Raw genomic sequence first — 24,608 nt, 5'->3', positions numbered from 1 at the left:
TGGGACTCCAGCCACGCCTCAACAATGGCGACAGCCGGCTGGATTGCCTATGATCGCTGGCGCCGCCTCTGGAACAGGGATGTCCGAATGGCCATTCGCACCCCTCTTGTCATCGCATTCCTGGTCTTGTGTGCCTGCGCGCCGGTATCGCGGCCCGCGAGACCTGCCCAGCATCCTGTCAGCGAGATCTCAGTCGTGACTAGTTCGAACGCATCTTCCAGCGTGCACGCGCCGATTCGTCCTCGAATATCCGTGGAACAGGCATGGCTCGGGCTGAGGGAACTCATCCGCAACAGCAGCTCGACGCGGGACATCACCTTGAAACGGGTGGAAGAGGCACTCCGAGTGGAGTTTACGAAGGAAGGGGATGACTACGTATTCCAGGAGCGGATAAGCCCGGGTTGGTCACATCATTTGTCAATCGCCGCGCATCAGGATGGCAGCATCTCTGAACTGGAGTACTCGCTCGACGCGGAAGACATCACCCAGTACTCGAACGCTCAGCCCGTCTGCATTATCGATGTCGACAGGATTTCGGCGGACTTGCGGGCAATGGGTTTCGGCTCGGTGCGGGTAGAGTCCAAGCAGCAGTCAGGAACCGTGTTTGGCTACGATTTTTTCCGTGAGGGAATGACCATCAGTATTGGCAGCCAAGATGAGTCAGGCGATCCTGAGGGGAACTCGGGACGCGCCTGCCTTCGCAACCTGACGATCTCCTGAGTAGCATCAGAAGAACCCGCGATGCCCATACTAAGTGCGCAAGCCCAGACTGTTGTCGCTGCATTCGGTCGGCGGCCCGGAGTCACGTCGGATCATCTGAATAACCTGCATGTTGCGATCAATGCATCGCCTGCTTTAGTTGACCAGATTAACGAAGCGGTGGCACAAGGGCACCTGAGGGCTATCGTGCCACTAGCCAACCCAAACGCCGGGGGGGAATACGACCCGCAGAACCGTGTCATGCGCCTGCCCTTGGCCAAATTGGGTAGGGTTCCTGCCGGGCTAACACAGGCCCACACTGCACAGCAAAACATCGGCGAAATCACGTTTGTCTTGGGTCACGAACTTCAGCACGGCTTTAACCGGGTTGCGACGCGGCAGGCTCTCACCCGCTTCGCCAGCACGGTCAGGCAGATTGCGGAGAACGCCCCGGCCCCGCGTGACTACACCGCGCCGACAGCCACGCTTCTGGCGCAAAACCGCCGCGATGAGGCTCTTGCCGAGATTGCAGGCTGGAACGCGATTGTCAGCCGCGTGAGGCACGCAAACCCGGGAGCAGGTTTGCAGGAGATCTTCGAAGCACAACCGGGCCGAATGGGGGACTTCATCGATCGCCATACCAGCCCGAACATTTCGTACATCGTCAAGCCCAATCTCAGCCTCAATGCGGACATGACACTCAGCGCTACGCCGGCCAATGTCGAAGCAATGGGGCAGAATTATTTTGACAAAGCCGCGCGGACTCCTGGAGGCCTCGGGGCGCGAGGGAGCTCCGATTACGTCAACTATTACGGCCGCAATCTAGTGAGTTTCATCGCACAGACCGAGCGTCACTACCATCGGGCATCGCCGGGCGTCGCTGCGCCACAGATGGGTCTGGATCTGGGGCGCCTGCGACTTAGCGAGAGGCTGCTGGAAGAGAATGGCATCGATCTGGGCAGGGACAGCCAACCGATGCCTTATTACGACTTGGGGAATTCGCCACCCAGTGAGCACTTGTTTCAACACACTAGGGTCACGAACCGCCATGTCTCTCCTCTCGTGACAGGGCTTCCCACGGCTGCACCAATTGTCCAACCGGTTCATCCTCAGCCAGCGCCCGGCGCAATGGAGCCCGATCATCCGGACCATGCCTTGTTGCAACACCTCCGCAGCGACGTGCGCCGGCTGGATCAACACGCAGGCAAGGGGTGGGATGACGCCAGCGAGCGTCTGACCGCCAGTGCATTCGTCATAGCCAAGATGAAGGGATTCACTGCGCAGGACGAGCTGCAACTAGCGTTCAATGTACCTTCCGAGCGATACGCAGCCGGGGAGATCTTGCACTTGGTCCGGCAAGGACCGAGAGCCTCTTCCGACCCAGCAGCAAACCGCATCCACATGGATACTTTGGAAGCGTTGGCTAGCCCGGCCGCAGAGCGCTACCGGCAAGCGGAAGGACCCAACATGGCGAACGAAAAGGAGCGCGCGTTCCCGGTAGCGCAGCAGTCGCAAAGCCACCACGCTCCTGCGCGTGATGTACCCGTCATGCGGATGTAGCAAAAAGCGGGTCCGAGCCGATATTCCTATCGTAGTCGCCTAGTGAAGAAGCAACGCGGTCGTTTCGCGCGGGGATACGTGAGAAATCACTGGCAACCCGGCCGAGGATGCATTGGTGGCGAAGCCGTCCGAAGCGCTATCGAGCGGACCAACCCGTCCAAAAACCTTCGCCAGGCGCGGATGTGGGGAATCGCCCACAGCGCATCCCAGGCGTCGATCAATGCGGTCACGGCGTTCTCCTGCGTCGCGGGTGTTGCGACCGCCACAGGGTAGGCTGGGTGGATGCAGATTTCATCCGCCCCGCCCCATCCCGACGACGATGCGCGCCGTGCGATGGCACCGCACAAGGGGCGCGGCGCTGCCTCGGCGCCTGCAGGTCGTTTCGAGAAGCGCGCGCTGCGTTACGACGACGATGGCTGGGGTTCGGTGTATGAAGCACCGGAGGAAGCACCGGCACCGCGCACCCAGGTCACCAGCGAGCGCGCGCGCAGCATCATCAGCCGCAACAGTTCGCCGGACATCGGGTTCTCGCAGTCGGTGAACCCCTATCGTGGATGTGAACACGGCTGCGTTTACTGCTTCGCGCGGCCCTCGCACGCTTACCTGGATCTGTCGCCGGGGCTGGATTTCGAGACCAGGCTGTTTGCCAAGACCAATGCCGCGGAATTGCTGCGCGCCGAACTTGCCAAGCCCGGCTATGTGCCGGCACCCATCGCGCTGGGGATCAATACCGATGGCTGGCAGCCGCTGGAGCGCGCGCATGGAATCAGCCGCGCTTGCCTGGAGGTGCTGCTGGAGGCGCGCCACCCGCTCAGCATCGTCAGCAAGGGCAGCGCGCTGCTGCGCGACCTCGACCTGCTGGCCGAACTGGCCACCCATGGGTTGGTCAACGTGCATGTTTCGATCACCACCCTCGACAACGCGCTGTCGGCCAAGCTTGAGCCGCGCGCTGCCGCCCCGCACACGCGGCTGAAGCTGGTGGCAGGGCTGCGCGAGGCCGGCGTGCCGGTGGGCGTCCTGGTGGCGCCGGTGATTCCGGCAATCACCGACGAATATCTGGAGCGCATCCTCGAAGCCGCGCGCGCGGCCGGCGCACAGTCCGCCGGCTACGTGCTGCTGCGGCTGCCGCATGAGCTGAAGGAGATTTGGCGCGAATGGCTGCAGCTGCACTATCCGGATCGCGCCGCGCACGTGATGAGTCTGGTCCGGCAGATGCGCGGCGGCAAGGATTACGACAGCGCGTTCGGCACCCGCATGCGCGGCCAGGGGCCGTTTGCCGAGCTGGTGGCGATGCGCTTCGCGAAGACGCGCCGACGGCTGGGCTATGGCCAGCTGCCGCCGCTGCGCACGGATCTGTTCGTGCCGCCGCGCAAGCCATCGCCGCAGGGAGAGCTGTTCTGATCGACGCCGCTTTCGCGGGCAGCGTGATCGAATGCCTCAGCGTGTCGGCAGCGGAATCCGCTCGGCGTCGTCGCCGGGGATCAGTCCGAACGCGCCGCTGTCCCAGTCGGATTTCGCCTGCTCGATGCGTTCCTTCGAACTGGACACGAAGTTCCACCACATATGGCGCGGCGCATCCAGCGGCTCGCCGCCGAACAGCATCGCCTTGAGCGGCGTCTTCGCGCGCAGCACGTGGCGCGCGCCCGGGTCGAGCACGACCAGATGTTTTTCCGGGATATCCGCGCCGTCCAGCTGCGCCTGCCCCTCCAGCACGTAGAGCGCGCGCTCCTGCGCTTCTGCTGCGATCGGCAGCTCGGCGTCAGGCGCCAGATCGACCGCGACGTTGAAGGTGTCGGCGAACACCCGCACCGGCGATTCCATGCCGAAACCGCGCCCGGCGATCACCCGCAGCCGCGCGCCGGCGTGTTCGCGCCATGGCAGGGTGGCGGCTTCGTGGTGGTGGAACGACGGCGCGGTTTCCTCGTGCGATTTCGGCAGCGCCACCCAGGTCTGCATGCCGTGCAGGTCGTGGCCGGCCGCGCGTGGACCCGGCGGGGTGCGTTCGGAGTGGGCGATGCCGCGGCCTGCGGTCATCCAGTTGACGTCGCCGGGCAGGATGTCCTGCACGCTGCCGAGGGTGTCGCGGTGGCGCAGCGCGCCGGCCCACAGGTAGGTGACGGTGGCCAGGCCGATGTGCGGGTGCGGGCGCACGTCGATGCCGCGGCCGGGCTCGAACAGCGCCGGGCCCATGTGATCGACGAACACGAACGGGCCGACGCTGCGCGCCTGCAGGCTGGGCACGGCGCGGCGCACTTCCAGCCCGCCGATGTCGTGGCTGCGCGGGGCGATCACGATGGTCATGGCGTCCTCCCTGTAGGCGAAACGGTCAACCGAAGCTCGGCAGCAGCGGCCCGCCCATCCACAGCCAGCGCGCCATCCACGCGCTGACCAGCGCGACCAGCACGGTCAGCGGCAGCCCTACGCGCAGGAAGTCGCCGAAACGGTACTGGCCGGGGCGCAGGATCAGCAGGTTGCCGTGGTGGCCGATGGGGGTCAGGAACGCCACCACCGCGCCCAGTGCGGTGCACACCACGAACGGCGCCGGCGGCAGGTCCAGCACCTGCGCGGTGGCGATCGAGATCGGCCCCAGCAGCGCGGTGGTGGCGGCATCGCTCATCACCTGGGTCAGCAGCGCGGCCAGCGAGAACATCACCAGCAGGATGGCCAACGGCGGCCAGTGTTCGATGAAGTGCGACAGCCACTGCGCCAGCAGCGCGGCGGTGCCGGTCTGCTCCATCGCGATGCCCAGCGGGATGACCCCGGCGATCATCACGAAGATGCGCACGTCGATGCCGCGATAGGCCTGTTCCACGTCGACGCAGCGGGTGGCGACCATGGCCACGGCGCCGGCCAGGAAAGCCATCGGTGGCGACAGCCATTCGGTGGCCGCGGCCAGCACGGTCAGGGCGAGGATGGCCAGCGCCAGCGGCGCGCGCAGGCGGCGTTTGGCTTCGCCGGCGAACGGCACCAGCATCAGGAAGCCGTGGTGCGCGGCCAGCTCGGTGAAGCGCGCCTGCTGGCCCCACAGCACCAGCAGGTCGCCCTCGCGCAGGCGCGCGTCGGACAGGCGGTCGGCCATCTGCTCGCCGCGCCGCCACAGCCCGGCGATCACGGTGTGGAACTGGCGGGCGAAATCCAGCTCGCGGATGCTGCGGCCGATGAACTCCGAGCCCGGCGCCACCACCGCCTGCACCAGCTGCGGCCGGCCTTCGCCGGCGGCGAAGCTGCCGAAGCGGGCGATCGCGTTCATGTCCAGGCCGCTGTCATCGTGCAGCGACATCAGTTCGTCGGCGGCCGCTTCCACCAGCAGCACGTCGCCGCCCAGCAGCGGGCTGCCGGGGCCAAGGTCGTCGCGGCGTTCGCCGTCGCGCAGCCAGCCGATCAGGCGGAAGCGCTGGCCCAGCGCCTTCTGCAGGTCGGCGAGCGGGCGCGTGCACCAGTGGCCGTCCTTCATCACCAGCAGCTCGGTGCGGTAGCGATCCAGGCGCAGGTAGTCGTCTTCGTTCTGCTCGCCGCTGCGCTTGGGCAGCAGCCAGCGGGTCAGCAGCATGTAGGCGGTGCCCACCAGCACCAGCGCCACGCCGATCGGGGTGATCGAGAAGATCCCCAGCCCTTCCGCGCCGGCGCGCTCCAGCATGTCGTTGGCCAACAGGAACGCCGGTGCGCTGAACAGGGTCAGGGTGGTGCCCAGCGAGGCCGCAAGCGACATCGGCATCAGCAGCCGCGAGGCCGGCAGGCGGCGGTTGCGCGCGTGCCGCAGCAGCAGCGGCAGCATCATCGCGGTGACCATCACGTGGTGGGTGAACGAGGCCAGCAGCGCCACCAGCGGCATCACCACCGCGATGGTGCGCCACTCGTGTTCGCCGGAGGCGCGCTCCACCCAACTGCCAAGGCGCTCGCTGATGCCGGTGGCGCCCAGTGCGCCGGAGATCACGAACACCGCGGCGACGATGATCGCCGGCTCGCTGGAGAAGCCCGACAGCGCCTGCTTGCCGTCCAGCACCCCCGTCAGCACCAGCGCCAGCACGATCAGCATGGCGGTCACGTCCACCCGCAGCCGTTCGCTGATGAACAGGTACAGGCCGCCGGCCAGGATCAGGCCGAACGCGAGTTGGGGCCACAGGTGGGGATCAAGCTGCATGGGCGCATTCTGCCGAAATCGCGGGGTGTTGCCGCATCACGGCGCGGAATGACGAACGCAGCAAGCGTTCTGGGCGGGCGCCGGCCCGCCCCGGCCGCTCAGGCTGCGCCGGCGTCGTGGCTGCGGTGGTAGGACACCGCCGCTTCCACTTCCGCCTTCGAGCCCAGGAACACCGGCACCCGCATGTGCAACCCGTTGGGCTGCACTTCCAGCATGCGCTGGCGGCCGGTGCTGGCGGCGCCGCCGGCCTGTTCCACCAGCAGGCTCATCGGGTTGGCCTCGTACATCAGCCGCAGCTTGCCGCCCTTGGGCGCGCACTTGCTGTCCAGCGGGTAGCTGAAGATGCCGCCGCGGGTGAGGATGCGATGCACGTCTGCCACCATCGAGGCGATCCAGCGCATGTTGAAGTCCTTGCCGCGCGGGCCGTCCTTGCCGGCCAGCAGGTCGCCGACGTAGCGCTGCATCGGCGCTTCCCAGAAGCGCTGGTTGGAGGCGTTGACCGCGAACTCCTTCGTCTCCTCCGGGATGCGCATGCCGCGGGTGGTCAGGATGAAGCTGCCGACCTCGCGGTCGAGGGTGAAGGCATGGGTGCCGTGGCCGACCGTCAGCACCAGCGTGGTCTGCGGGCCGTACACGCAGTAGCCGGCCGCGACCTGCTCGGTGCCCGGCTGCAGGTAGTGTTCGTCGGCGGGCGTGGTCACGCCCTCGGGGCAGCGCAGCACCGAGAAGATGGTGCCCACCGAGACGTTGACGTCGATGTTGGAGCTGCCGTCCAGCGGATCGAACAGCAGCAGGTAGTTGCCGCGCGGATACACGTCCGGGATCGGCATGCTGTGGTCCATCTCCTCGGACGCAAGGCCGGCGAGGTGGCCGCCCCAGGCGTTGGCTTCCAGCAGCACGTCGTTGGCGATCACGTCCAGCTTCTTCTGCGCCTCGCCCTGGATGTTGCCGGTGCCGGCCTCGCCCAGCACCCCGCCCAGCGCGCCCTTGCCCACCGCGATCGAGATGGTCTTGCAGGCGCGCGCCACCACTTCCACCAGCAGGCGCAGTTCCGCGTTGACGCGGCCGGCGCGCTGTTCCTCGATCAGGAAACGGGTCAGGGAGATGTGGGGATGCGACATTGCGGCGCCCTTGTGCGAAGACAGGCGCGTATTGTCGCCGAAGTCGGCGCGCGGCCGGCATGACCGCGGCCCGGAAGAGCAGCGGGTCGCATGGTGCCTGCGGCCTCAGGTGACCTTCTTGAAGATCGTCACGCCCAGCACGAACAGCACCACCGCGATGATGATCGCGGCCCAGAACAGGAACTTGGCGATGCCGAACGCGCCGCCGGCGATGCCGCCGAAACCGAGCGCGCCGGCGACCAGGCCGATCACGGCGAAAATCAGGGCCCACTTGAGCATGATGTCGACTCCGGTGCAGGGAACACCGGTGCAACATGGCGGCGGTGGCGTGCAGCCGCCGTGAACGCTCAGTCGGCCTGGCTGCCCGCGTGCAGGACCAGGTCCGTCGCCAGCACCGCTTCCGGCGCGTATTCGCCCTGCCCGGCCAGCCGCGCATAGATTGGTGCGAAGTCCGGGCGGGTGGCGTCCATCAGCTGCTCGAAGCTGTCGATGACGAAATAGGTCTTCTGGTAGCTGTCGATGCGGTAGCGGGTGCGCATCACCCGTTCCAGGTCGAAGCCGATCCGGTTCGGCGACGCCGATTCCAGGCAGTGGATCGATTCGCCCTTCGAGCTGACGATGCCGGCGCCGTAGATGCGCAGCCCGTCCGGCTGCCGGATCAGGCCGAATTCCACCGTGTACCAGTACAGCCGCGCCAGCTGCATCAGCGCCTCGGGGCCGAAGCCGTGCGCCTTCACACCGCCCTCGCCGTAGGCCTGCAGGTAGTCGGCGAACATCGGCTCCATCAGCAGCGGCACGTGGCCGAACAGGTCGTGGAACAGGTCGGGTTCTTCGATGTAGTCGATCTGATCCAAGCGGCGGATCCACCAGCTCACCGGGAAGCGGCGGTTGGCGAGATGGGTGAAGAAATCCAGCTCGGGCAGCAGCCCTTCCACCGCCACGATCTGCCAGCCGGTGGCGGCGGCGAGGATCGCGTTGAGGTCGGAGAACTTCGGAATCCGCTGCGGCGACATCCGCATGCGTTCCTGCGCCTGCAGGAAAGCGTCGCAGGCGCGACCGGGCAGCAGTGCCTGCTGGCGCGCGTAGAGCTGGCGCCAGACGTCGTGGTCTTCGTCGCTGTAGCTGTCCCACGGCTGCTCCACCGTGCCGGTGGCATAGACCGGCACCGAACCGCGATCGGTCTGGATGCTTTCGAGGCGGCGTGGCTGCGGCTGGGTGGACATGGCGGGATCGGCTGTGGACATCCCCAAAGGGTAGGTGCAACGGTGCGCAAGATGTCTGCAAAATTGCATCGAATGCGGTCAGTGGCGCAATATTCCAGCGCCATAACGCGGATAAGTGGAAGAAATGACCGGCATCACCCTGGATCGGATCGATCTGACCCTGCTTGCGGAACTGCAGCGAGCGGGCCGGCAGACCAACGCCGAGCTGGCCGAACGGGTCCACCTGTCGGCTTCGGCCTGCCTGCGCCGGGTGCAGCGGCTGGAGCGCGAAGGGGTCATCGTCGGCTACCGCGCCGAGGTCGATCCCGAGCGGCTGGGGCTGGGCCTGCAGGCGTTCGTGCGGGTGCAGTTGAAGAGCCACGACGCCGAGCGCATCGATACCTTCGCCCGCCAGGTCAACGCCTGGCCGGAAGTGGTGGCCTGCCACGCGCTGACCGGCGACATGGACTACCTGCTGCACGTGGTGGTGCGCAACCTCGAGCACTTCTCGCGCTTCCTGCTGGACAAGCTGCTGGCGCAGGCGGAAGTGGACGACGTCAACTCCAGCTTCGTGCTGCGCACGGTGAAGCGCGCGCAGGCGCTGCCGCTGCAGGCGGACGCCGGCTGACGCGCGCTACAGCTGCGCCTGCAGCGCCAGCAGCGCGCGGTCGCGGCCGATCGCCGCAGCCGCCACCAGCACGTCGTCGCGGTAGTAGCGGGCCAGGCAGTCATTGGCGGCGGGATCGCCATCCACTTCCACCCGGTTCCAGCCGGTGCCGTGGCCGAGGTGGCGCAGGTCGATGCCGTAGTGGTGGGTCCAGAAGAACGGCGGGTCGTTGAAGGCGCGATCCAGGCCCAGCATGTTGTCGGCCACGCACTGACCCTGCCGCTGCGCGTGCACCCAGTGCTCCACCCGGGCCATCCCGCCGCCGTGCGGATAGCGGGCCACGTCGCCGGCGGCGTAGACCCCGGCGACCGCGGTGCGCAGGCGGTCATCGACCACGATGCCGTTCTGGATCCGCAGTCCCGCGGCATCGGCCAGCTGGATCCGCGGGCGCACGCCGATGCCCACCAGCAGCGCGTCCACCGGCAGCGTGTCGCCACTGGCCAGCCGCAGGTGGCTGCCATCGAAATGCTCCGCCTGCGTCTGCAGATGGAACTGCACGCCGTGGCTTTGGTGCAGGCCCAGCAGGTGCTGCGCCAGCTGCGCACCGAGGATGCGTTCCAGCGGCAGCGCTTCCGGCGTCACCACGTGCACCGCCAGCCCGCGCGCGCGCAGCGCGGAGGCGGCTTCCATGCCGATGAAGCCGGACCCGATCACCGCGATGGCGTGGGCATCGGCGATGCCGCGGAGCAGCGCGTCGGCATCGGCTAGCGTGCGCAGGGTGAATACGTTGGGCAGGTCGAAGCGCGGCAGCGGGATGCGGCTGGCCTCGGCGCCGGTGGCCAGCAGCAGCGCGTCGTAGCCGAAGCGCTCGCCGGCGGCGTTGGTGACCCGGCGTTCGCGCAGGTCCAGCGCGGTCACCACGCAATCCAGGTGCAGGTCGATGCCGTGCTCGCGGTAGAAATCGGGCGTCTGCAGCGGGATCCACTCGGCCGGCGCGCTGCCGGCAAGGTAGTCCTTGGACAGGTTGGGCCGGTCCACCGGCGGCGCGCTGTCTTCGCTGAGCATGCTGATGCGGCCCCCGAAGCCGCGCTCGCGCAGGCGCTGGGCGCAGGCGAAACCAGCCGCGCCGCCACCGATGATAAGGACGTCCTGCAGCGAACTCGCCACTGGCGCGGGCTCAGCTTCGGCTGCGACCTTTTCGCCGCGCACGAACACGCGCTCGCCCACCACTTCCACTTTCCAGCAGTCCAGCGGTGCGAATGCCGGTGCCCGCACCGCCTTGCCGCTGCGCAGGCTGAAGCAGGCGTGGTGCCAGGGGCAGCGGATTTCATCGCCCACCCGCAACCCTTCATCCAGCGGCCCGCCGTAGTGGGTGCAGCTGGCGGAGACCGCGTGCGGTTCGCCGTCCACCAGCGCCAGCAGCACCGGGGTGTCGCCGACGTGGCCCAACAAGACGCCGCCTGCCGGGATCGAAGCCAGCGCCACGCCGGCGGTGAAGTCCGGACCGGAAAGAACTGCTGCCTGTGCCATGGTCGTGCGCTCCGCTGACGTATCGAAAGTAAGCCTCTTTTGCATTGATGCAGCACGGGCCCGCAGGTTCCCGGGAACCTTTTTCGCGCCGCTGCATCTGCCGAGACAAGACCCCTTGGAATGCCTGCCATGCTGAACCCGCTAGCCGCCGTGCCGCAGGTTGCCGATGCCAACGACACCGACGCCGAAACGCCCTGCCCCAGTCGCGCCGAGGCCGAAGCGGCGGTGCGCACGCTGATCCGCTGGGCCGGCGACGACCCGCTGCGCGCGGGCCTGCACGACACCCCGGCGCGGGTGGTGCGCGCCTACGAGGAATGGTTCGGTGGCTACGCCAGGGACCCGGCAAGGATCCTCGGCCGTCGCTTCGAGCGTTCCGGCTACGACGACATCGTGCTGCTGCGCGACATCCCGCTGCACAGCACCTGCGAACACCACATGGCGCCGATCACCGGCGTGGCGCATCTCGCCTACCTGCCGGGCGAACAGGTGGTGGGCCTGTCCAAGCTGGCGCGGCTGGTGGATGCCTATGCGCGCCGGCTGCAGATCCAGGAGCGGCTGACGGTGGAGATCGCGGATGCCCTGCAGCGCGAGCTGCGGCCGCGCGGGGTGGCGGTGGTGATCCGTGCCAGCCACGCCTGCATGACCACCCGCGGCGTGCACGTGCACGGCAGCGCGATGCTGACGCGACGGCTGCTAGGCGCGTTCGAACGGGAGCCGTGGCGCAGCGATATCCTCGCTTCGCTGTCGGCGTGATGGAGGAAGTGCAATGAACACGATTGCAGCAGGCGCCGCCCGCGACTACGCCGCCCTGGACGATGCCGCGCTGGTGGCCTGCGTGCGCGGCGGCGAGCGCGATGCGTTCCGGCAGATCATGCAGCGCTGCAACCAGCGCATGTTCCGGGTGGTGCGCGGCGTGATCCGCAACGAGGCCGAAGCCGAGGACGTGGTGCAGGAAGCCTATGTGCACGGCTACGAAAAGCTGGGCAGCTTCCGCGGCGAAGCGTCGCTGGCGACCTGGCTCACCCGCATCGCCCTCAACGAAGCCCATGGTCGCCTGCGGCGGAGGCGCGACAGCGTGGACATCGACGATATCGACATGAGCGCGCCGGTGGCGGCGCAGCTGATTGCGTTTCCTGGCCACGTGCTGGGCAACGACCCCGCCGAGGAAGCGGCGCGCGCGCAGCTGCGCCGGCTGCTGGAACAGGCGGTGGACGACCTGCCGGAAGTGTTCCGGCTGGTGTACGTGCTGCGCGACGTCGAAGGCTGCTCGGTGGAGGAAACCGCAACCGCCCTGGAGATCCGCCAGGAAACCGTGAAAACCCGCCTGTACCGCGCCCGTCGTCAATTGCGCGAGGCGCTGGCCAGCCGCGTCTCGGCGGCACGGGTGGAAGCGTTCCAGTTCATGGGCGCGCGCTGCGCGCGCATGACCGACGTGGTGATGGCGCGGATCGCGGCACTGCCCGGCGCGCAAGCCTGATGTTTCCGAAGTTCAACCAATAAGGGGGTGTGGAATGTTGCTGTATGCCTTGATCGTGTTCCTGGTGGGCGCCTGTGGCGGTCTGGTGCTGGCGTCGTACGTGCTGCGCGGGAAACTGGCGCCGTGGGCGGTGTCGCTGCTGCACGCCTTGCTGGGTGCCAGTGGCCTGATCCTGCTGGTTGCGGCCATCCTGACCGGCGATGGCATCGGCACCTTGCCGGTGCTGGCGCTGTGCGTCTTCCTGGTTGCCGCGCTGTTCGGCTTCCATCTGGCGTCGATCCACTACGGCAAGCGGGTGGCGTTGAAGCGGGTGGTGCTGACCCATGCCGGGTTCGCGGTGACCGGGGCGGTGCTGCTGATCGCGGCGGTAGTGATGCAATGAACCACCCCGTCCATCCCGCCGTGGTGCATTTCCCGGTGGCCTGCTGGACGCTGGCCACGCTGGCGGATGGCGCCGGCCTGTTCTGGGCCCCGCCGTGGCTGTGGCAGCTGGCGTTCGTGCTGACCGTGCTGGGCTGCGCGTTCGGATTGGTGGCGGCGCTGGCAGGGTTTTGGGAGCTGCTCAAGCTGCCGGCCGAACACCCCGCCGGCAGTACCGCCCATGCGCATATGGGTCTGGCGCTGACCAGCTGGTGCCTGTATGCCGGTAGCGCGTTGCTGCGCCTGCACGACCGGCAGCCGCTGCCGCCCGACACCTGGGCGCTGGCGCTCGGCGGCGTTGGCTTGCTGTCGCTGCTGGCCACCGGCTGGCTGGGCGGCAAGCTGGTGTATGGCTATGGCGTGGGCGTTACACCGCGCGAGGGGTAACGCCCCGCGCGGTCACTTGCAGTCCGCGTCGCGGCGCAGCTTGTCCAGCCAGCCGGCCTGCTGCGCACAGCGCGCCTTGCGCTCGGCTTCGCGCTGCTGCGCTACCTTCGTTTCCACGGCCTGGCGGGCCTGCGCCAGCCGCTGCGCCTGCAGCGCGGCGATCTTCGCGCGGATCTGTGGCAGTACCGCCTGCGCAGCGCGCTCGCCTTCGAGGATGGCGCGGTTCTTCTGCGCGAAATCGGTGGCGCCGATGTCGTTCACCGCGGGACGGATCACCACGTCGGCGCGCGCCAGTTCGGCTGCGCCCAGCTTCTGGCCCATGATCGCGATGCTGCGGTTGACGTTGCCGAGCATGCTGGATGGATCGGCCGCGCCGCTGGCCTTGCTGCTGATGTCGACCGCCACCACGAAATCGGCGCCCAGGTCGCGCGCGGCGTCCACCGGCACCGGGCTGACCACGCCGCCATCGACGTAGTGGTGCTTGCCGATGCCGACCGCCTCGAACACCCCCGGGATCGAGCTGGACGCGCGCACCGCCTGGCCCACGTTGCCGCGCACGAACACCGTGCGCTGGCCGTCTTCCAACCGGGTGGCGACCACCGCCAGCGGTTTCTTCAGCTTCTCGAAGCTGCGTTCGCCCAGCTGCGCGTTGACGTAGTCCTGCAGCTTCTGGCCTTTCACCACGCCGCCGGAAAACAGGCTGACGTCGCGGATGCTGGCTTCGTCCAGCGCCACCGCCTTCTGCTGCAGCGCGTAGGCATCCATGCCGCTGGCGTACAGCGCGCCGACCACGCTGCCGGCGCTGGTGCCCGACACCACCACCGGCTTGATGCCATTGGCTTCCAGCATCTTGATCACGCCGATATGGGCAAAGCCCTTGGCCGCGCCGCCGCCCAGGGCCAGCCCCACCCTGATCGGCGCGACGGTCACGGACGCATGGGTCGGCGCCACCGCTGCCGGTTCGGGCGTGCTGGCACAGGCAGCCAGCAGGACGGTCAGCAGGGCGAGGGCACGAATGCGGAACATGGCGATCGGATATCCGGGAAGCGCGGTGCGCGGTGCGCGACCGCAATGGTCCGAAAGCTTACTGCCCGCTCCCGCAACGGCGGCGGAACCGTGCGCTAGCATCCGCACATGACTGCCCTTTCCGCTTCACCCATCGCCATGCCGCCCTCGCGTCCGGAACGCTGGCTGCTGGCCGGCGGCGTATTGGCCGCACTGGCGATCTCGTTCGCCATCACCAGCGACCGCCTGACCTGGTCGCTGGAGGTGATCTGGGCGATGGTCGGGCTGGCGCTGGTGGCCTGGCGCTGGCAGCGCTTTCCGCTGACCCGGCTGCTGTGCTGGTTGCTGGCGCTGCATGCGCTGGTGCTGATCCACGGCGGCGCCTACACCTATTCGCTGACCCCGGGCGGGTTCTGGCTGCAGGAGTTGCTGGGCACCGAGCGCAATCCCTGGGACCGGCTGGGCCACTGGATGCAGGGCTTCGTGCCGGCCATCCTCGCCCGCGAGCTGTTGCTGCGGTTGACGCCGCTGCGCCGCGGCGGCTGGCTGACCTATCTGGTGCTCGCCGCCTGCCTCAGCTTCTCGGCGTTCTTCGAGCTGATCGAATGGCGGGCCGCGCTGGTCTACGGTGCTGACGCCGACGCATTCCTCGCCACCCAGGGTGATCAGTGGGACACCCAGTGGGACATGTTCCTGTGCCTGCTCGGCGCGGCCACTTCGCTGCTGCTGCTGTCGCGCTGGCACGACCGCCAGCTGGGCGTGGCGGTGCTGGCTGGCAAGTAGCGTTGAGCGCCGGAAACGCAGCTGCCGCCTTGCGGCGGCAGCTGTGGATCAACCCGTTCCGTTCGATCAGAAGCGCGCTTCCAGACCCAGCGACAGGGTGTTGGCGGTGATCTCCAGACCGCCGCCCGAACCCTGGTTGTGGTCGTAGTTCAGGCTCAGGCCGAAGCGGCGGCTGAAGTCGTAGCCCGCGCCAATGCCGTAGTACGGCTTGGTCGAGGTTTCGCTGCCGCTGCCTTCCGAGGTATCCAGCGAGATCTTGCCGCGGGCCACGCCTGCGCGCAGCTGGACGAAGAAGCCGAGGCCGGAATCGGTGGTGTGTTCCTTGGCCACCATGCCCAGGCCGATCGCCGACAGTTTGCCGTCCACGTAACCGGCACCGTCGTTGTACAGCGTCTGGTCGTAGAAGCGGCTGTAGTGCCCTTCCACCGCGAAGTTCGAATTGAACCAGTAGCCGCCGCGCAGGGCATACGCGGTGTCCTTGTCGCTTTCGCTGCCGACGCCGTCCAGCTTGAGCTTGACGTCGCTCTTGCCGATCTCGCCGCGGACGAAAGCTTCGCCGGCGGACGCGGTGCCGGACAGGCCGGCAAGCACCAGCGCGCAGGCCAGCATCAGGGACTTCTTCATCAAAAACTCCTTGTTGGTCGATCCCGTCCGTCGTGGACGGGCCGGCGATTTTACGGCGCGTCGCGGCGGGCGGTCACTCGCGGCGGCGGAACGGCAGCACCTGGCTGCGCGCCTCCGGTGGTGCTTCGCGCTGCCAGAGCACCGGCACGTCGTCGGGGGCGCGGGTTTCGAAGGTGCCGAATCCGTCTTCGGCCTTGCGGCGGGCCTGTTCGGCTTCGAACTCTTCCTCCAGCTCCCAGCTGTATTTCTGCCGCGCCGGCCGCGGGTCGCTGCGGCGGAACAGGAAGGCGGCCACGATGCCGGCCAGCGCGCCGCCCAGGTGCGATTCCCACGACACGCCGGCTTCGCGCGGCAATACGCTCATCAGCATGCCGCCGTAGAACAGGAACGCGATCATGCCGGCGGCGATCGCCGCGCGGTCGCGGCGCAGCAACCCCAGCACGAACACCAGGAAGCCCAGCCCATGGGTGATGCCGCTGGCGCCAAGGTGGTGCGAACCGGCCTGGCCCAGCAGCCAGGCGCCCAGGCCGGAGCCCAGCCACAGCAGCGGCAGTGCACGCAGGCTGGCTTTCGGATAAGCGGTGCCGGCCAGCGTGCCGAGCAGCAGCAAGGCAGTGGTATTGGCCAACACATGCGCTACCGAGCCGTGTAGCAGCGGCGCGGTGAGCAGCCCGACCAAACCAGCCGCAGCCTGCGGCATCACCGCAAGGAAACGCCAGTCGAAACCCTGCTGTGCGGCGAAGCACAGCCACAGCAGCAACACACCGGCGAGGCTGGCATTCAACGCGCGGCGCACGCGGCTGCGGTCGGTCTGGTGCTGGTGTTCAAGGGCGGACATTCCCTCGAGGTGGGGCGCTGCAGTCCGATTGCAACCCGGGCGCGGCCGGCTTTGCCGCGCCGCGCCCGTCCCGCCCTCAGGAGGCGTGCGGTTTCGCCGGCCGCATCAGGCTGAGTGCGATGGTGCTGCCGATGATCACCGCCACCGCGCCCAGCGACAGCAGGATCGGCAGCTTGTACACATCGATCAGCAGCATCTTCAAGCCGATGAACACCAGCACCAGCGCCAGTCCGTAAGGCAGCAGGTGGAAGCGTTCGGCCATCCCCTGCAGCAGGAAGAACATCGCGCGCAGGCCCAGCACCGCGAACACGTTGGAGGTCAGCACGATGAACGGGTCGGTGGTGATGGCGAAGATCGCCGGAATCGAATCCACCGCGAAGATCACGTCGGTGATGCCCAGCATGATGATCACGATGAACAGCGGGGTGAACTTGCGGCGGCTGCCCCGGCCCACCCACAGCGCGCTGCCGTGGTAGCGGCGCAGGAACGGGATGTGCGCGGTCAGCCAGCGCAGCACCGGGTTGGATTCCAGGTCGGGTTCCTGGCCGGCGGCGCGCCACATCTTGATGCCGGTGAACAGCAGGAACGCGCCGAACACGTACAGCACCCAGTGGAACTTCGACAGCAGCAGCGCCCCGGCGAAGATCAGGATCGCGCGCAGCACGATGGCGCCGATGATGCCGATCACCAGCGCGCGCTGGCGCTGCATCTCCGGCACCGCGAAATAGTTGAACAGCATCAGGAACACGAAGATGTTGTCGACCGCCAGCGCCTTCTCGACCAGGTAGCCGGTCAGGAACTCCATGCCGATGTCGCTGCCGGCCTGCGCGCCGAAGCGCTGCCCGGTGTACCACCACAGCCAGCCGTTGAAGGCCAGCGCCAAGGCCACCCAGCCGATGCTCCACCAGGCGGCTTCGTTGAAGCTGACCTTGTGCGGGCCACCGTGGCGCATCAGCACCAGGTCGGCCAGCAGTGCGGCAATCACCACGCCGCCGAACACCAGCCAGAGAAGGGGGGTTCCAATTGTTTCCATTGAGAGCTCCGAGCCTTGCGACCGACGGAGGCGTCCATGCAGGGACGCATGGAAGGGAGCGCGCTTCGCCGATCGGCGAAGGTCTCACTCACTGGCCGGTGGCCAGCTGCGGCGCCGGGGCTGCTGTCGAAAGACAACCTGCCCGTAATGACGACAACCGCACGCGGAGTTACTCCCCTTCTTGGGCGACAATAGCAGACCCCGGTAAAACCACGTGAACGCCGCCATGGCCGAACCCCTGCCCGTTGTCCAGCTCAAGAACGCCTGGAATTCCACCCACCCGTGGATCTTCCAGCGGCTGGTGGAAAAGCCCGCGCAGCGGCCCAAGCCCGGCAGCATCGTCGATGTGATCGGGGTGGACGGCACCTGGATCGGCCGCGGTTTCTACAACGGCCATTCGCGGATCGCCCTGCGCATGCTGGAGCGCGACCCCGACGTGGCGGTGGATGCCGACTGGTTCGTGCGCAAGATCGGCGAGGCGATCCAGCTGCGCCGCGAAATCCTCAAGCTGGACGAGATTTCCAACGCCTGGCGCGTGGTCCACAGCGAAGGCGACGGCATCAGCGGGCTGGTGGTGGACCGTTACGACGACCTGCTGGTGGTCGAGTTCTTCAGCGCCGGCGCGTGGCGCCACCGCAGCATCATCTTCGATGCGCTGCGCGAACATTTCCCCGGCTGCCGCTTCCACAGCTTCGCCGACGAGCACGTGCAGAAGCAGGAAAGCTTCGACTACAAGGACACCCAGGGCACCGAGCCGGCCACCGTCACCGAACACGGCATCAAGTTCCATGCCGACCCGGCCGGCGCGCACAAGACCGGCTTCTTCGCCGACCAGCGCGAGAACCGCCAGTGGCTGAGCCAGCAGGTGGCAGGCAAGCGCGTGCTCGACCTGTGCTGCAACACCGGCGGCTTCGCCGTGTATGCAGCGGCGCGCGGTGCCAGCGAAGTGGTGGGCATCGACATCGACCCGGCGGTGATCGAGCTCGCAAAGCAGAACGCGTACTTGAACCACGTCAAGCCGCGGTTCGTGCAGTCCGACATCTTCCCGTGGCTGCGCGATGCCGCGGCGGCCGGCGAACAATTCGACGTGGTCATCCTCGACCCCGCCAAGATGACCCGCGACCGCGAGCAGGTCATCAATGCGCTGAAGAAATATCTCGACATGAACAAGCTGGCGCTGGGCGTGGTGAAGCCGGGCGGGCTGTTCGCCACCTTCAGCTGCACCGGCCTGGTCAGCGAGGACCAGTTCCTCGACATGCTGCGCCGCGCCGCGTTCTACGCCGGCCGCACCGTGCAGGTGCTCAAAGTGGCCGGCGCCGGGCCGGACCACCCGTGGCTGGCGCAGGTGCCGGAATCGCGCTACCTGAAGGCGGTGTTCTGCCGGGTGCTGGACTGAAGGCCTGACCGGGCACGCGCGGATGGGATGCGTTCCGCCGCGGCGTGGGTAACGCCCCTACAATGCGCGCGTTCGCGAACCGGCAGCCCCCTCATGCAGATCGAGACCCACCATTACCATGAGCCGCACCGCAGCCAGCACAGCGGCTGGCTGCGCGCTTCGGTACTCGGCGCCAACGACGGCTTGATTTCCACCAGCAGCCTGGTGCTGGGCATGGCCACCGCGCAGGCGGAGCCGGCCACCATCCTGCTGACCGGCATCGCCGGCCTGGCCGCCGGTGCGCTGTCGATGGCGGCCGGCGAATACGTCTCGGTCAGCTCGCAGGCCGATGCCGAGCACGCCGACATCCGCATCGAGCGCGCGGCGCTGGACCTGCATCCGGAAGCGGAGCTGCGCGAACTCACCCAGATCTACGTGCACCGTGGACTGGAACCGGAGCTGGCGCGGCAGGTGGCCGAGCAGCTGACCGCCCACGACGATCTGGCCGCGCACCTGCGCGACGAAGTCGGCATCCACGACCTGCAGCGCGCGCGGCCGGTACAGGCCGCGCTGGCCTCGGCCGCCTCGTTCACCGTCGGTGCCCTGCCGCCGGTGCTGCTGGCCTGGCTGTGGCGCAGCGGCAGCCTGGCCATCGCCATCGTCGCCAGCACCACCATGCTGCTGGCGGTGCTGGGCTACGTCGCCGAGCGTGTGGCCGGCGGCGGCGGCATCAAGGGCGCCTGGCGGGTGCTGTTGTGGGGCAGCGTGGCGCAGGCGGCGACCGCGCTGATCGGTTGGGTATTCGGGGTCAGCGTCGGCTGATTGCGGTCGCAGGCGCTGCGACGCTCGCCGCTACACTGGCGCGATGGATACCAACACGCTCCTGCTGTCGCTGCTGCTGCTCGCCGTATTCGCCCTCATCGCGCTGTTGCTGCTGCGTCGCCCGGAAGACCGCATCGCCGCGCTGCTGCGCGACGAACAGCGCGGTGGACGTGACGAGCTGCGCGGCCAGCTGGACAGCTTCTCCCTGCAGCAGGGCCAGCGTATCGACGGCTTCGGCGCGCAGCTGCAAGCGGTGGCCGCGCGTACCGACCAGCGCCTGGACGACCTCACCCAGAGCATCGACAAGCGGCTGGATGAGCTGCGTGCGGCGCTGAGCGAGGATGCCCGCAAGGCGCGGCTGGAAGCGGCCGGCAGCCAGCAGCGGTACGCCGAAGCGCAAGGCCAGCAGCTGCGCGAGATGGGCGAGCGCAACGATCTGCGGCTGGGCGAACTGCGCGCCACCCTGGAACAGCAGCTGCAGTCGCTGCAGGCCGACAACGCGGCCAAGCTGGAGGCGATGCGCGCCACCGTCGACGAGAAGCTGCACGCCACCCTGGAGACGCGCCTGACCGAGAGCTTCGGCAACGTCACCCGCATGCTGGCGCAGGTCCACCAGGGCCTGGGCGACATGAGCAAGCTGGCCGCCGACGTGGGCGGGCTGCAGCGCGTGCTGACCAACGTGAAGTCGCGCGGCATCTTCGGCGAGGTGCAGCTGGCCGGCCTGCTGGAGCAGGTGTTCGCGCCCGACCAGTACGCCGCCAACGTCGCCACCATCCCCGGCAGCAGCGAGCGGGTGGAGTTCGCGGTGCGCTTCCCCGGCTCCGGCGCCGATGCCGTGGTATGGCTGCCGATCGACGCCAAGTTCCCGCGCGAGGATTACGAACGCCTGCTGGACGCGCAGGAGCGCGCCGACGTCGAGGCCGCGCGCATGGCCGGCGACGCGCTGGAACGGCGCGTGCGCGAGGAGGCCAAGCGCATCCGCGGCAAATACGTGGCCGCGCCGCACACCACCGAATTCGCGGTGCTGTTCCTGCCCACCGAAGGCCTGTATGCGGAAGTGCTGCGCCGCCCGGGGCTGTTCGAGGCCCTGCAGCGCGAGCAGCGCATCACGATCGCAGGACCGACCACCCTGCTGGCGCTGCTGACCAGCCTGCAGATCGGTTTCCGCACCGTGGCTATCGAGAAGCGCTCGGCCGAGGTCTGGCGCATCCTCGAGAAGGCCAAGACCGAATTCGGCAAGTTCGGCGACGTGCTCGACAACGTCAAGAACAAGCTCGACCAGGCCAGCAAGCAGATCGAACATACCGGCGTGCGCACCCGCGCCATCGAGCGCAGCCTGCGCGATGTGGAAACCCTGCCGGGCGAAGTACCGGTGGCGCTGGAACCGCCGGCCGAATAGCGCCTGCGCCGTCGCCGCGGGCACGCGTGCCGGGCAGCGGCGATAATGCGCGGATGACTACGCTGCGCATCGCCACCCGCAAAAGCCCGCTTGCCCTGTGGCAGACCGAACACGTCGCCGAGCGCCTGCGCGTCGCCCATCCCGGCCTGACCGTCGAACTGGTGCCGTTGTCCACCCGCGGCGACGAGATCCTTGACCGCTCGTTGGCGGCGATCGGCGGCAAGGGCCTGTTCCTGAAGGAGCTGGAGCTGGCGATGCAGCGCGGCGAAGCCGACTGCGCGGTGCACTCGCTCAAGGACGTGCCGATGACGCTGGAGCCCGGCTTCGCGCTGGCGGCGATCCTGCCGCGCGCCGACCATGCCGACGCCTTCGTCAGCAATCATTTCGACGGCCTCGACGCGCTGCCGCAGGACGCGCGCGTGGGCACCTCCTCGCTGCGCCGGCAGGCGCAGCTGCGCGCGCTGCGCCCGGACCTGCAGCTGCGCGACCTGCGCGGCAACGTCAACACGCGGCTGGCCAAGCTCGACGGCGGCGATTACGACGCCATCGTGCTGGCCTGCGCCGGCCTGCAGCGGCTGGGTTTCGACGCCCGCATCCGCGCCCGGCTGGACGCGCCGGGCTGGCTGCCGGCGCCGGCGCAGGGCGCCATCGCCATCGAAACCCGCGATGACGACCCGCGCATCGCGGCGCTGTGCGCGGCGTTGGACGATGCCGCCACCCGCACCTGCGTGGCGGCGGAGCGGGCCATGAACCGCGCGCTGGACGGCAGCTGCCACGTCCCCGTGGCGGGGCTGGCCACGCTGCAAGGCGAATGCCTGCTGCTGCAGGGACTGGTCGGCGCGACCGCAGACGGCCGCTGCGTCCGCGCCCAGGCCGAAGGCCCGGCGCAGGCGCCGGAGGCGTTGGGCATCGAAGTCGCGCAGGCGCTGCTGGCGCAGGGCGCGCGCGCGCTGATCGACGGCTGAGCCTGCCGCCGCATGACGCCGGAGCGCGGCGCGCTCAGAACGCGTATTTCAGCTTCAGCGTCGCGTCGGTCTGGTTGCGGCCGGCCAGGTCGCTGTCGCGGCGCATTTCCACGCCGGAGCTCAGGATCAGGGTGGGCTGCAGCTGCACGTTCAGCAGCAGGCTGTTGCGCAGGTAGGCGCCGTGCTGGCCGGTTTCCACGCGGGTGACCTGCGACAGCCGCGCGCGCTTGCCCAGCGCCTGGTTCCATTCCACCTGCCCGCGCAGGATCGGGCCGGTGCCGGCGGTGCCGTCGTCGGCATAGCCCTGCAGGCGGTAGCCGGTATCCACCGACACCCGCACGCTGGTATCGCGGGTCTTCACCGCCTGCACGCCGTACTGCATGCCGACGCGGGCATTGCTGCCCTGCGCTTTCATCCAGTCGCGGCGCTGGTTGGGCAGGCGCATCCGCCCGCCGCCGCCGGGCAGGTCGCTGGCATCGACGCGGCGCTGGCCGGACGGGATCGCCGCCATCGCATCCACCGACCACTCGCCATTCACGCACTGCGCCTTCAGGCAGCGCGGCGGCGCGACCAGGCGCTCCGCCACCTCGGGTGGCAGCACCGGCAACAGCGGCGGATGGAGGGCGGTCGGCGGCGCGGAGAACGCCAGCCACAGCAGCGGCAGCATGGTCGTCTTGCTCGGGGGCTTCGCCGCATTCTAACCACGGTCGTCGGCACCCGCGGTGAACGCCTGTCGCATAATCGGCGGCATGGACCGCTATGAACGCATCATCGCCCTGCACCGCAGCCTGCAGGCCGCGCGTCGCCCGGTGACCGTGGGCTACCTGCAGGACGAGCTGGGCTGCTCGCGCGCCACCGTCTATCGCGACATCGCGTTCCTGCGCGATGCGCTGATGGCGCCGGTGATCGGTGACGGCGAGGCCGGCTTCCACTACGACAAGACCGAGGCCGAGCGTTTCGAGCTGCCCGGCCTGTGGCTGAACTCCGAAGAGCTGCACGCGCTGCTGGCCGCCCAGCAGCTGCTGGCGCGCAGCAGCGGCGGAATGCTGTCGGCCGCGCTGGCGCCGCTGCAGCAGCGGGTGGAGAAGCTGCTGGACGCGCACTCCGGCGGCAAGCGCTGGCCGGTGGAGCGGGTGCGGGTGATCCCGCACCGCATCCGCCGGATGGACGAGCACGCGTTCCGCATCGTCGCCTCGGCGGTGCTGGAGCGGCGCCGGCTGGCGTTCGACTATCGCGCCCGTTCCACCGACGAAAAGACCCGCCGCACGGTCAGCCCGCAGCGGCTGACCCACTACCGCGACAACTGGTACCTGGATGCCTGGGACGAGGACCGCGAGGGCCTGCGCAGCTTCTCCATCGACCGCATCGCCGGCGCGCGCTTCACCGACGGCCCCGCGCGCGACGTGGCCGAAGAGGAGCTCAACGCCCACCTCGCCGGCAGCTACGGCATCTTTTCCGGCGCGCCCAAGGGCTGGGCCACGATCCGCTTCTCCGCCAAGGCTGCGCGCTGGGTGGCCGACGAACACTGGCATTCCCAGCAGCAGGGCCGCTTCCTGTCCGACGGCAGCTACGAATTGAAGCTGCCGTACTCGGTGCCGCGCGAGCTGCTGATGGACGTGCTGCACTACGGCGCAGACGCCGAGATCGTGGAGCCGAAAGCGCTGCGCGAACAGCTGCGCGCGCATCTGCAGCTGGCGCTGTCGAACTACGGGCAGGACTGACGGTGGCCGCCGCCAGCGAGCCGCAGTCGGCGTCGATCGTGCTGGCGCTGGGCGGCGGCGGTGCCCGCGGGCTGGCCCAGATCGGGGTGATCGAGGTGCTGCTGGCGCGCGGCATGGAGATCGAGGCGGTGGCCGGAACCTCCTGTGGCGCGCTGGTGGGCGGCGCGTTCGCGGCCGGCAAGCTGGACGAGCTGCGCGACTGGATGGAGCGCACCAGCCGCCGCGAGATGCTGCGCCTGCTCGACCCGGGCCTGGGCCGACCGGCCATGTTCACCGGCACCCGGCTGGTGCGCGCCCTGCGCGAGGTGGTGGGCGAGCCGCGCATCGAGGATCTGCCGATCGACTTCACCGCCGTGGCGGTGGACCTGATGCGCCAGCGCGAAGTCTGGCTGCGCCGTGGCGACCTGTGGGACGCGCTGCGCGCCTCGTTCGCGATCCCCGGCATCTTCACCCCGCTGAACATCGGCGGCATGGAGCTGGTGGATGGCGGCCTGCTCGCACCGCTGCCGATCACCGCCACCCGCCTGGCCGGCGCCCATCGGGTGGTGGCCGTGGACATCCACGGCAGCACGCCGCAGCGCAGGGACGAACCGGTGCGCGTGGTGGATGCCGAAGCCGGCGCGCCCGCGGTCGGCCTGCTGGGGCGCTGGATGGATCGGCTTGGCGAGGAAGCGGCCAAACCCGTCCACCGCTTCGGCCTGATGGAAGTGATGTCGCGCGCGCTGGACACCATGCAGGAGCGCATCGCCCGCGTGCAGCTGGCGCTGGAGCCGCCGGAACTGCTGATCCGCATCCCCCGCGACGCCTGTCAGTTCTACGAGTTCTGGCGCGCGTCCGAGCTGATCGACATCGGCCGGCGCGAAGCGGAAAAGGCGCTGGACGCGGCCGGGTACTGAAGC

26 protein-coding genes are annotated in these 24,608 nt (G+C 68.5%); 15 read left to right on the top strand and 11 right to left on the bottom strand.

What is annotated here, in order from left to right; all coding sequences use genetic code 11:
• The first annotated feature begins 87 nt into the window (after nucleotides 1–87).
• The 3 genes from E5S66_RS01270 (at nucleotide 88) to E5S66_RS01260 (ending at nucleotide 3,660) form a co-directional block, all read left to right on the top strand.
• Complete coding sequence (locus tag E5S66_RS01270) at nucleotides 88–720, top strand: hypothetical protein (protein WP_138346835.1); 633 nt, start codon at nucleotides 88–90, stop codon at nucleotides 718–720.
• Nucleotides 721–960: 240 nt separating this feature from the next.
• Complete coding sequence (locus tag E5S66_RS01265; protein WP_138346833.1) at nucleotides 961–2,259, top strand: XVIPCD domain-containing protein; 1,299 nt, start codon at nucleotides 961–963, stop codon at nucleotides 2,257–2,259.
• Nucleotides 2,260–2,541: 282 nt separating this feature from the next.
• On the top strand, nucleotides 2,542–3,660 hold the full coding sequence (locus tag E5S66_RS01260; RefSeq protein WP_138346831.1) for a PA0069 family radical SAM protein: 1,119 nt from the start codon (nucleotides 2,542–2,544) through the stop codon (nucleotides 3,658–3,660).
• 36 nt (nucleotides 3,661–3,696) lie between these two features.
• Here the strand turns inward: E5S66_RS01260 and E5S66_RS01255 are convergent, their stop codons facing one another.
• The 5 genes from E5S66_RS01255 to phhA all read right to left on the bottom strand — a co-directional run bounded on the left by E5S66_RS01255 (nucleotide 3,697) and on the right by phhA (nucleotide 8,744).
• The gene (locus E5S66_RS01255) at nucleotides 3,697–4,560 is read right to left on the bottom strand and encodes a pirin family protein (RefSeq protein ID WP_138346829.1); all 864 of its coding nucleotides are present in this window, start codon (nucleotides 4,558–4,560) and stop codon (nucleotides 3,697–3,699) included.
• 25 nt (nucleotides 4,561–4,585) lie between these two features.
• Nucleotides 4,586–6,400, bottom strand: a complete 1,815-nt coding sequence (locus tag E5S66_RS01250; RefSeq protein ID WP_028838549.1) for an SLC13 family permease — start codon at nucleotides 6,398–6,400, stop codon at nucleotides 4,586–4,588.
• A 98-nt stretch (nucleotides 6,401–6,498) separates the two neighbouring features.
• Nucleotides 6,499–7,521 carry a class 1 fructose-bisphosphatase gene (locus E5S66_RS01245; RefSeq protein ID WP_028838550.1) on the bottom strand — a complete coding sequence of 341 codons (1,023 nt, stop codon included), beginning with the start codon at nucleotides 7,519–7,521 and terminating at the stop codon, nucleotides 6,499–6,501.
• Between the two features lie 105 nt (nucleotides 7,522–7,626).
• The gene (locus E5S66_RS01240) at nucleotides 7,627–7,800 is read right to left on the bottom strand and encodes a DUF1328 family protein (protein ID WP_028838551.1); all 174 of its coding nucleotides are present in this window, start codon (nucleotides 7,798–7,800) and stop codon (nucleotides 7,627–7,629) included.
• Between the two features lie 68 nt (nucleotides 7,801–7,868).
• Complete coding sequence (gene phhA, locus E5S66_RS01235; RefSeq protein WP_138347779.1) at nucleotides 7,869–8,744, bottom strand: phenylalanine 4-monooxygenase; 876 nt, start codon at nucleotides 8,742–8,744, stop codon at nucleotides 7,869–7,871.
• Nucleotides 8,745–8,868: 124 nt separating this feature from the next.
• Here phhA and E5S66_RS01230 point away from each other — a divergent pair, with 124 nt between their 5' ends.
• Complete coding sequence (locus E5S66_RS01230; RefSeq protein ID WP_138346828.1) at nucleotides 8,869–9,351, top strand: Lrp/AsnC family transcriptional regulator; 483 nt, start codon at nucleotides 8,869–8,871, stop codon at nucleotides 9,349–9,351.
• A gap of 6 nt (nucleotides 9,352–9,357) precedes the next feature.
• Here the strand turns inward: E5S66_RS01230 and E5S66_RS01225 are convergent, their stop codons facing one another.
• Nucleotides 9,358–10,860 (bottom strand): FAD-dependent oxidoreductase, encoded by a 1,503-nt coding sequence (locus tag E5S66_RS01225; RefSeq protein ID WP_138346826.1) that lies wholly within the window; start codon nucleotides 10,858–10,860, stop codon nucleotides 9,358–9,360.
• A gap of 129 nt (nucleotides 10,861–10,989) precedes the next feature.
• Between E5S66_RS01225 and folE the strand changes: the two genes are divergently transcribed.
• The 4 genes from folE to E5S66_RS01205 are packed head-to-tail and all read left to right on the top strand — an operon-like array spanning nucleotide 10,990 to nucleotide 13,144.
• Entirely contained in the window at nucleotides 10,990–11,613 is a 624-nt protein-coding gene (folE, locus tag E5S66_RS01220; RefSeq protein ID WP_138346824.1) for a GTP cyclohydrolase I, read from the top strand.
• A gap of 13 nt (nucleotides 11,614–11,626) precedes the next feature.
• A complete protein-coding gene (locus tag E5S66_RS01215; protein WP_138346822.1) occupies nucleotides 11,627–12,337 on the top strand; it encodes an RNA polymerase sigma factor in 711 nt (236 codons plus the stop codon).
• 34 nt (nucleotides 12,338–12,371) lie between these two features.
• Nucleotides 12,372–12,719 carry a hypothetical protein gene (locus tag E5S66_RS01210; RefSeq protein ID WP_138346820.1) on the top strand — a complete coding sequence of 116 codons (348 nt, stop codon included), beginning with the start codon at nucleotides 12,372–12,374 and terminating at the stop codon, nucleotides 12,717–12,719.
• The gene (locus tag E5S66_RS01205) at nucleotides 12,716–13,144 is read left to right on the top strand and encodes a DUF2231 domain-containing protein (protein ID WP_138346818.1); all 429 of its coding nucleotides are present in this window, start codon (nucleotides 12,716–12,718) and stop codon (nucleotides 13,142–13,144) included. The genes E5S66_RS01210 and E5S66_RS01205 overlap by 4 nt, the downstream gene beginning before the upstream one ends.
• A 12-nt stretch (nucleotides 13,145–13,156) precedes the next feature.
• On the opposite strand, the gene E5S66_RS01200 is transcribed toward E5S66_RS01205, so the two are convergent.
• A complete protein-coding gene (locus E5S66_RS01200; RefSeq protein WP_138346816.1) occupies nucleotides 13,157–14,170 on the bottom strand; it encodes a patatin-like phospholipase family protein in 1,014 nt (337 codons plus the stop codon).
• Nucleotides 14,171–14,278: 108 nt separating this feature from the next.
• Between E5S66_RS01200 and E5S66_RS01195 the strand changes: the two genes are divergently transcribed.
• A complete protein-coding gene (locus E5S66_RS01195; RefSeq protein WP_212745305.1) occupies nucleotides 14,279–14,932 on the top strand; it encodes a DUF2238 domain-containing protein in 654 nt (217 codons plus the stop codon).
• 66 nt (nucleotides 14,933–14,998) lie between these two features.
• Here the strand turns inward: E5S66_RS01195 and E5S66_RS01190 are convergent, their stop codons facing one another.
• The 3 genes from E5S66_RS01190 to E5S66_RS01180 all read right to left on the bottom strand — a co-directional run bounded on the left by E5S66_RS01190 (nucleotide 14,999) and on the right by E5S66_RS01180 (nucleotide 17,427).
• On the bottom strand, nucleotides 14,999–15,556 hold the full coding sequence (locus E5S66_RS01190; protein WP_138346814.1) for a porin family protein: 558 nt from the start codon (nucleotides 15,554–15,556) through the stop codon (nucleotides 14,999–15,001).
• 73 nt (nucleotides 15,557–15,629) lie between these two features.
• The gene (locus tag E5S66_RS01185; RefSeq protein WP_138346812.1) at nucleotides 15,630–16,394 is read right to left on the bottom strand and encodes a rhomboid family intramembrane serine protease; all 765 of its coding nucleotides are present in this window, start codon (nucleotides 16,392–16,394) and stop codon (nucleotides 15,630–15,632) included.
• A gap of 76 nt (nucleotides 16,395–16,470) precedes the next feature.
• Nucleotides 16,471–17,427: a TerC family protein gene (locus tag E5S66_RS01180; RefSeq protein ID WP_138346810.1), complete on the bottom strand. Its 957-nt coding sequence runs from the start codon at nucleotides 17,425–17,427 to the stop codon at nucleotides 16,471–16,473.
• 226 nt (nucleotides 17,428–17,653) lie between these two features.
• Here E5S66_RS01180 and E5S66_RS01175 point away from each other — a divergent pair, with 226 nt between their 5' ends.
• The 4 genes from E5S66_RS01175 to hemC all read left to right on the top strand — a co-directional run bounded on the left by E5S66_RS01175 (nucleotide 17,654) and on the right by hemC (nucleotide 21,988).
• Nucleotides 17,654–18,823: a class I SAM-dependent rRNA methyltransferase gene (locus tag E5S66_RS01175; protein WP_138346808.1), complete on the top strand. Its 1,170-nt coding sequence runs from the start codon at nucleotides 17,654–17,656 to the stop codon at nucleotides 18,821–18,823.
• A 93-nt stretch (nucleotides 18,824–18,916) separates the two neighbouring features.
• A complete protein-coding gene (locus E5S66_RS01170) occupies nucleotides 18,917–19,624 on the top strand; it encodes a VIT1/CCC1 transporter family protein (RefSeq protein WP_138346806.1) in 708 nt (235 codons plus the stop codon).
• A gap of 43 nt (nucleotides 19,625–19,667) precedes the next feature.
• Nucleotides 19,668–21,023 (top strand): DNA recombination protein RmuC, encoded by a 1,356-nt coding sequence (locus tag E5S66_RS01165; RefSeq protein WP_138346805.1) that lies wholly within the window; start codon nucleotides 19,668–19,670, stop codon nucleotides 21,021–21,023.
• Between the two features lie 53 nt (nucleotides 21,024–21,076).
• The gene (hemC, locus tag E5S66_RS01160; protein WP_138346803.1) at nucleotides 21,077–21,988 is read left to right on the top strand and encodes a hydroxymethylbilane synthase; all 912 of its coding nucleotides are present in this window, start codon (nucleotides 21,077–21,079) and stop codon (nucleotides 21,986–21,988) included.
• Between the two features lie 34 nt (nucleotides 21,989–22,022).
• Here the strand turns inward: hemC and E5S66_RS01155 are convergent, their stop codons facing one another.
• On the bottom strand, nucleotides 22,023–22,655 hold the full coding sequence (locus tag E5S66_RS01155; protein WP_138346801.1) for a DUF481 domain-containing protein: 633 nt from the start codon (nucleotides 22,653–22,655) through the stop codon (nucleotides 22,023–22,025).
• 82 nt (nucleotides 22,656–22,737) lie between these two features.
• On the opposite strand from E5S66_RS01155, the gene E5S66_RS01150 reads away from it, so the two are divergent.
• Nucleotides 22,738–23,709: a helix-turn-helix transcriptional regulator gene (locus tag E5S66_RS01150; protein WP_138346799.1), complete on the top strand. Its 972-nt coding sequence runs from the start codon at nucleotides 22,738–22,740 to the stop codon at nucleotides 23,707–23,709.
• A 2-nt stretch (nucleotides 23,710–23,711) separates the two neighbouring features.
• Entirely contained in the window at nucleotides 23,712–24,605 is an 894-nt protein-coding gene (locus tag E5S66_RS01145) for a patatin-like phospholipase family protein (RefSeq protein WP_171033432.1), read from the top strand.
• Nucleotides 24,606–24,608 lie beyond the last annotated feature (3 nt).

Source organism: Thermomonas fusca (assembly GCF_005862345.1).
Taxonomy (GTDB): domain Bacteria; phylum Pseudomonadota; class Gammaproteobacteria; order Xanthomonadales; family Xanthomonadaceae; genus Thermomonas; species Thermomonas fusca.
The sequence above is the reverse complement of the archived record's forward strand: the minus strand, read 5'-3'. Positions and strand labels throughout refer to the sequence as shown.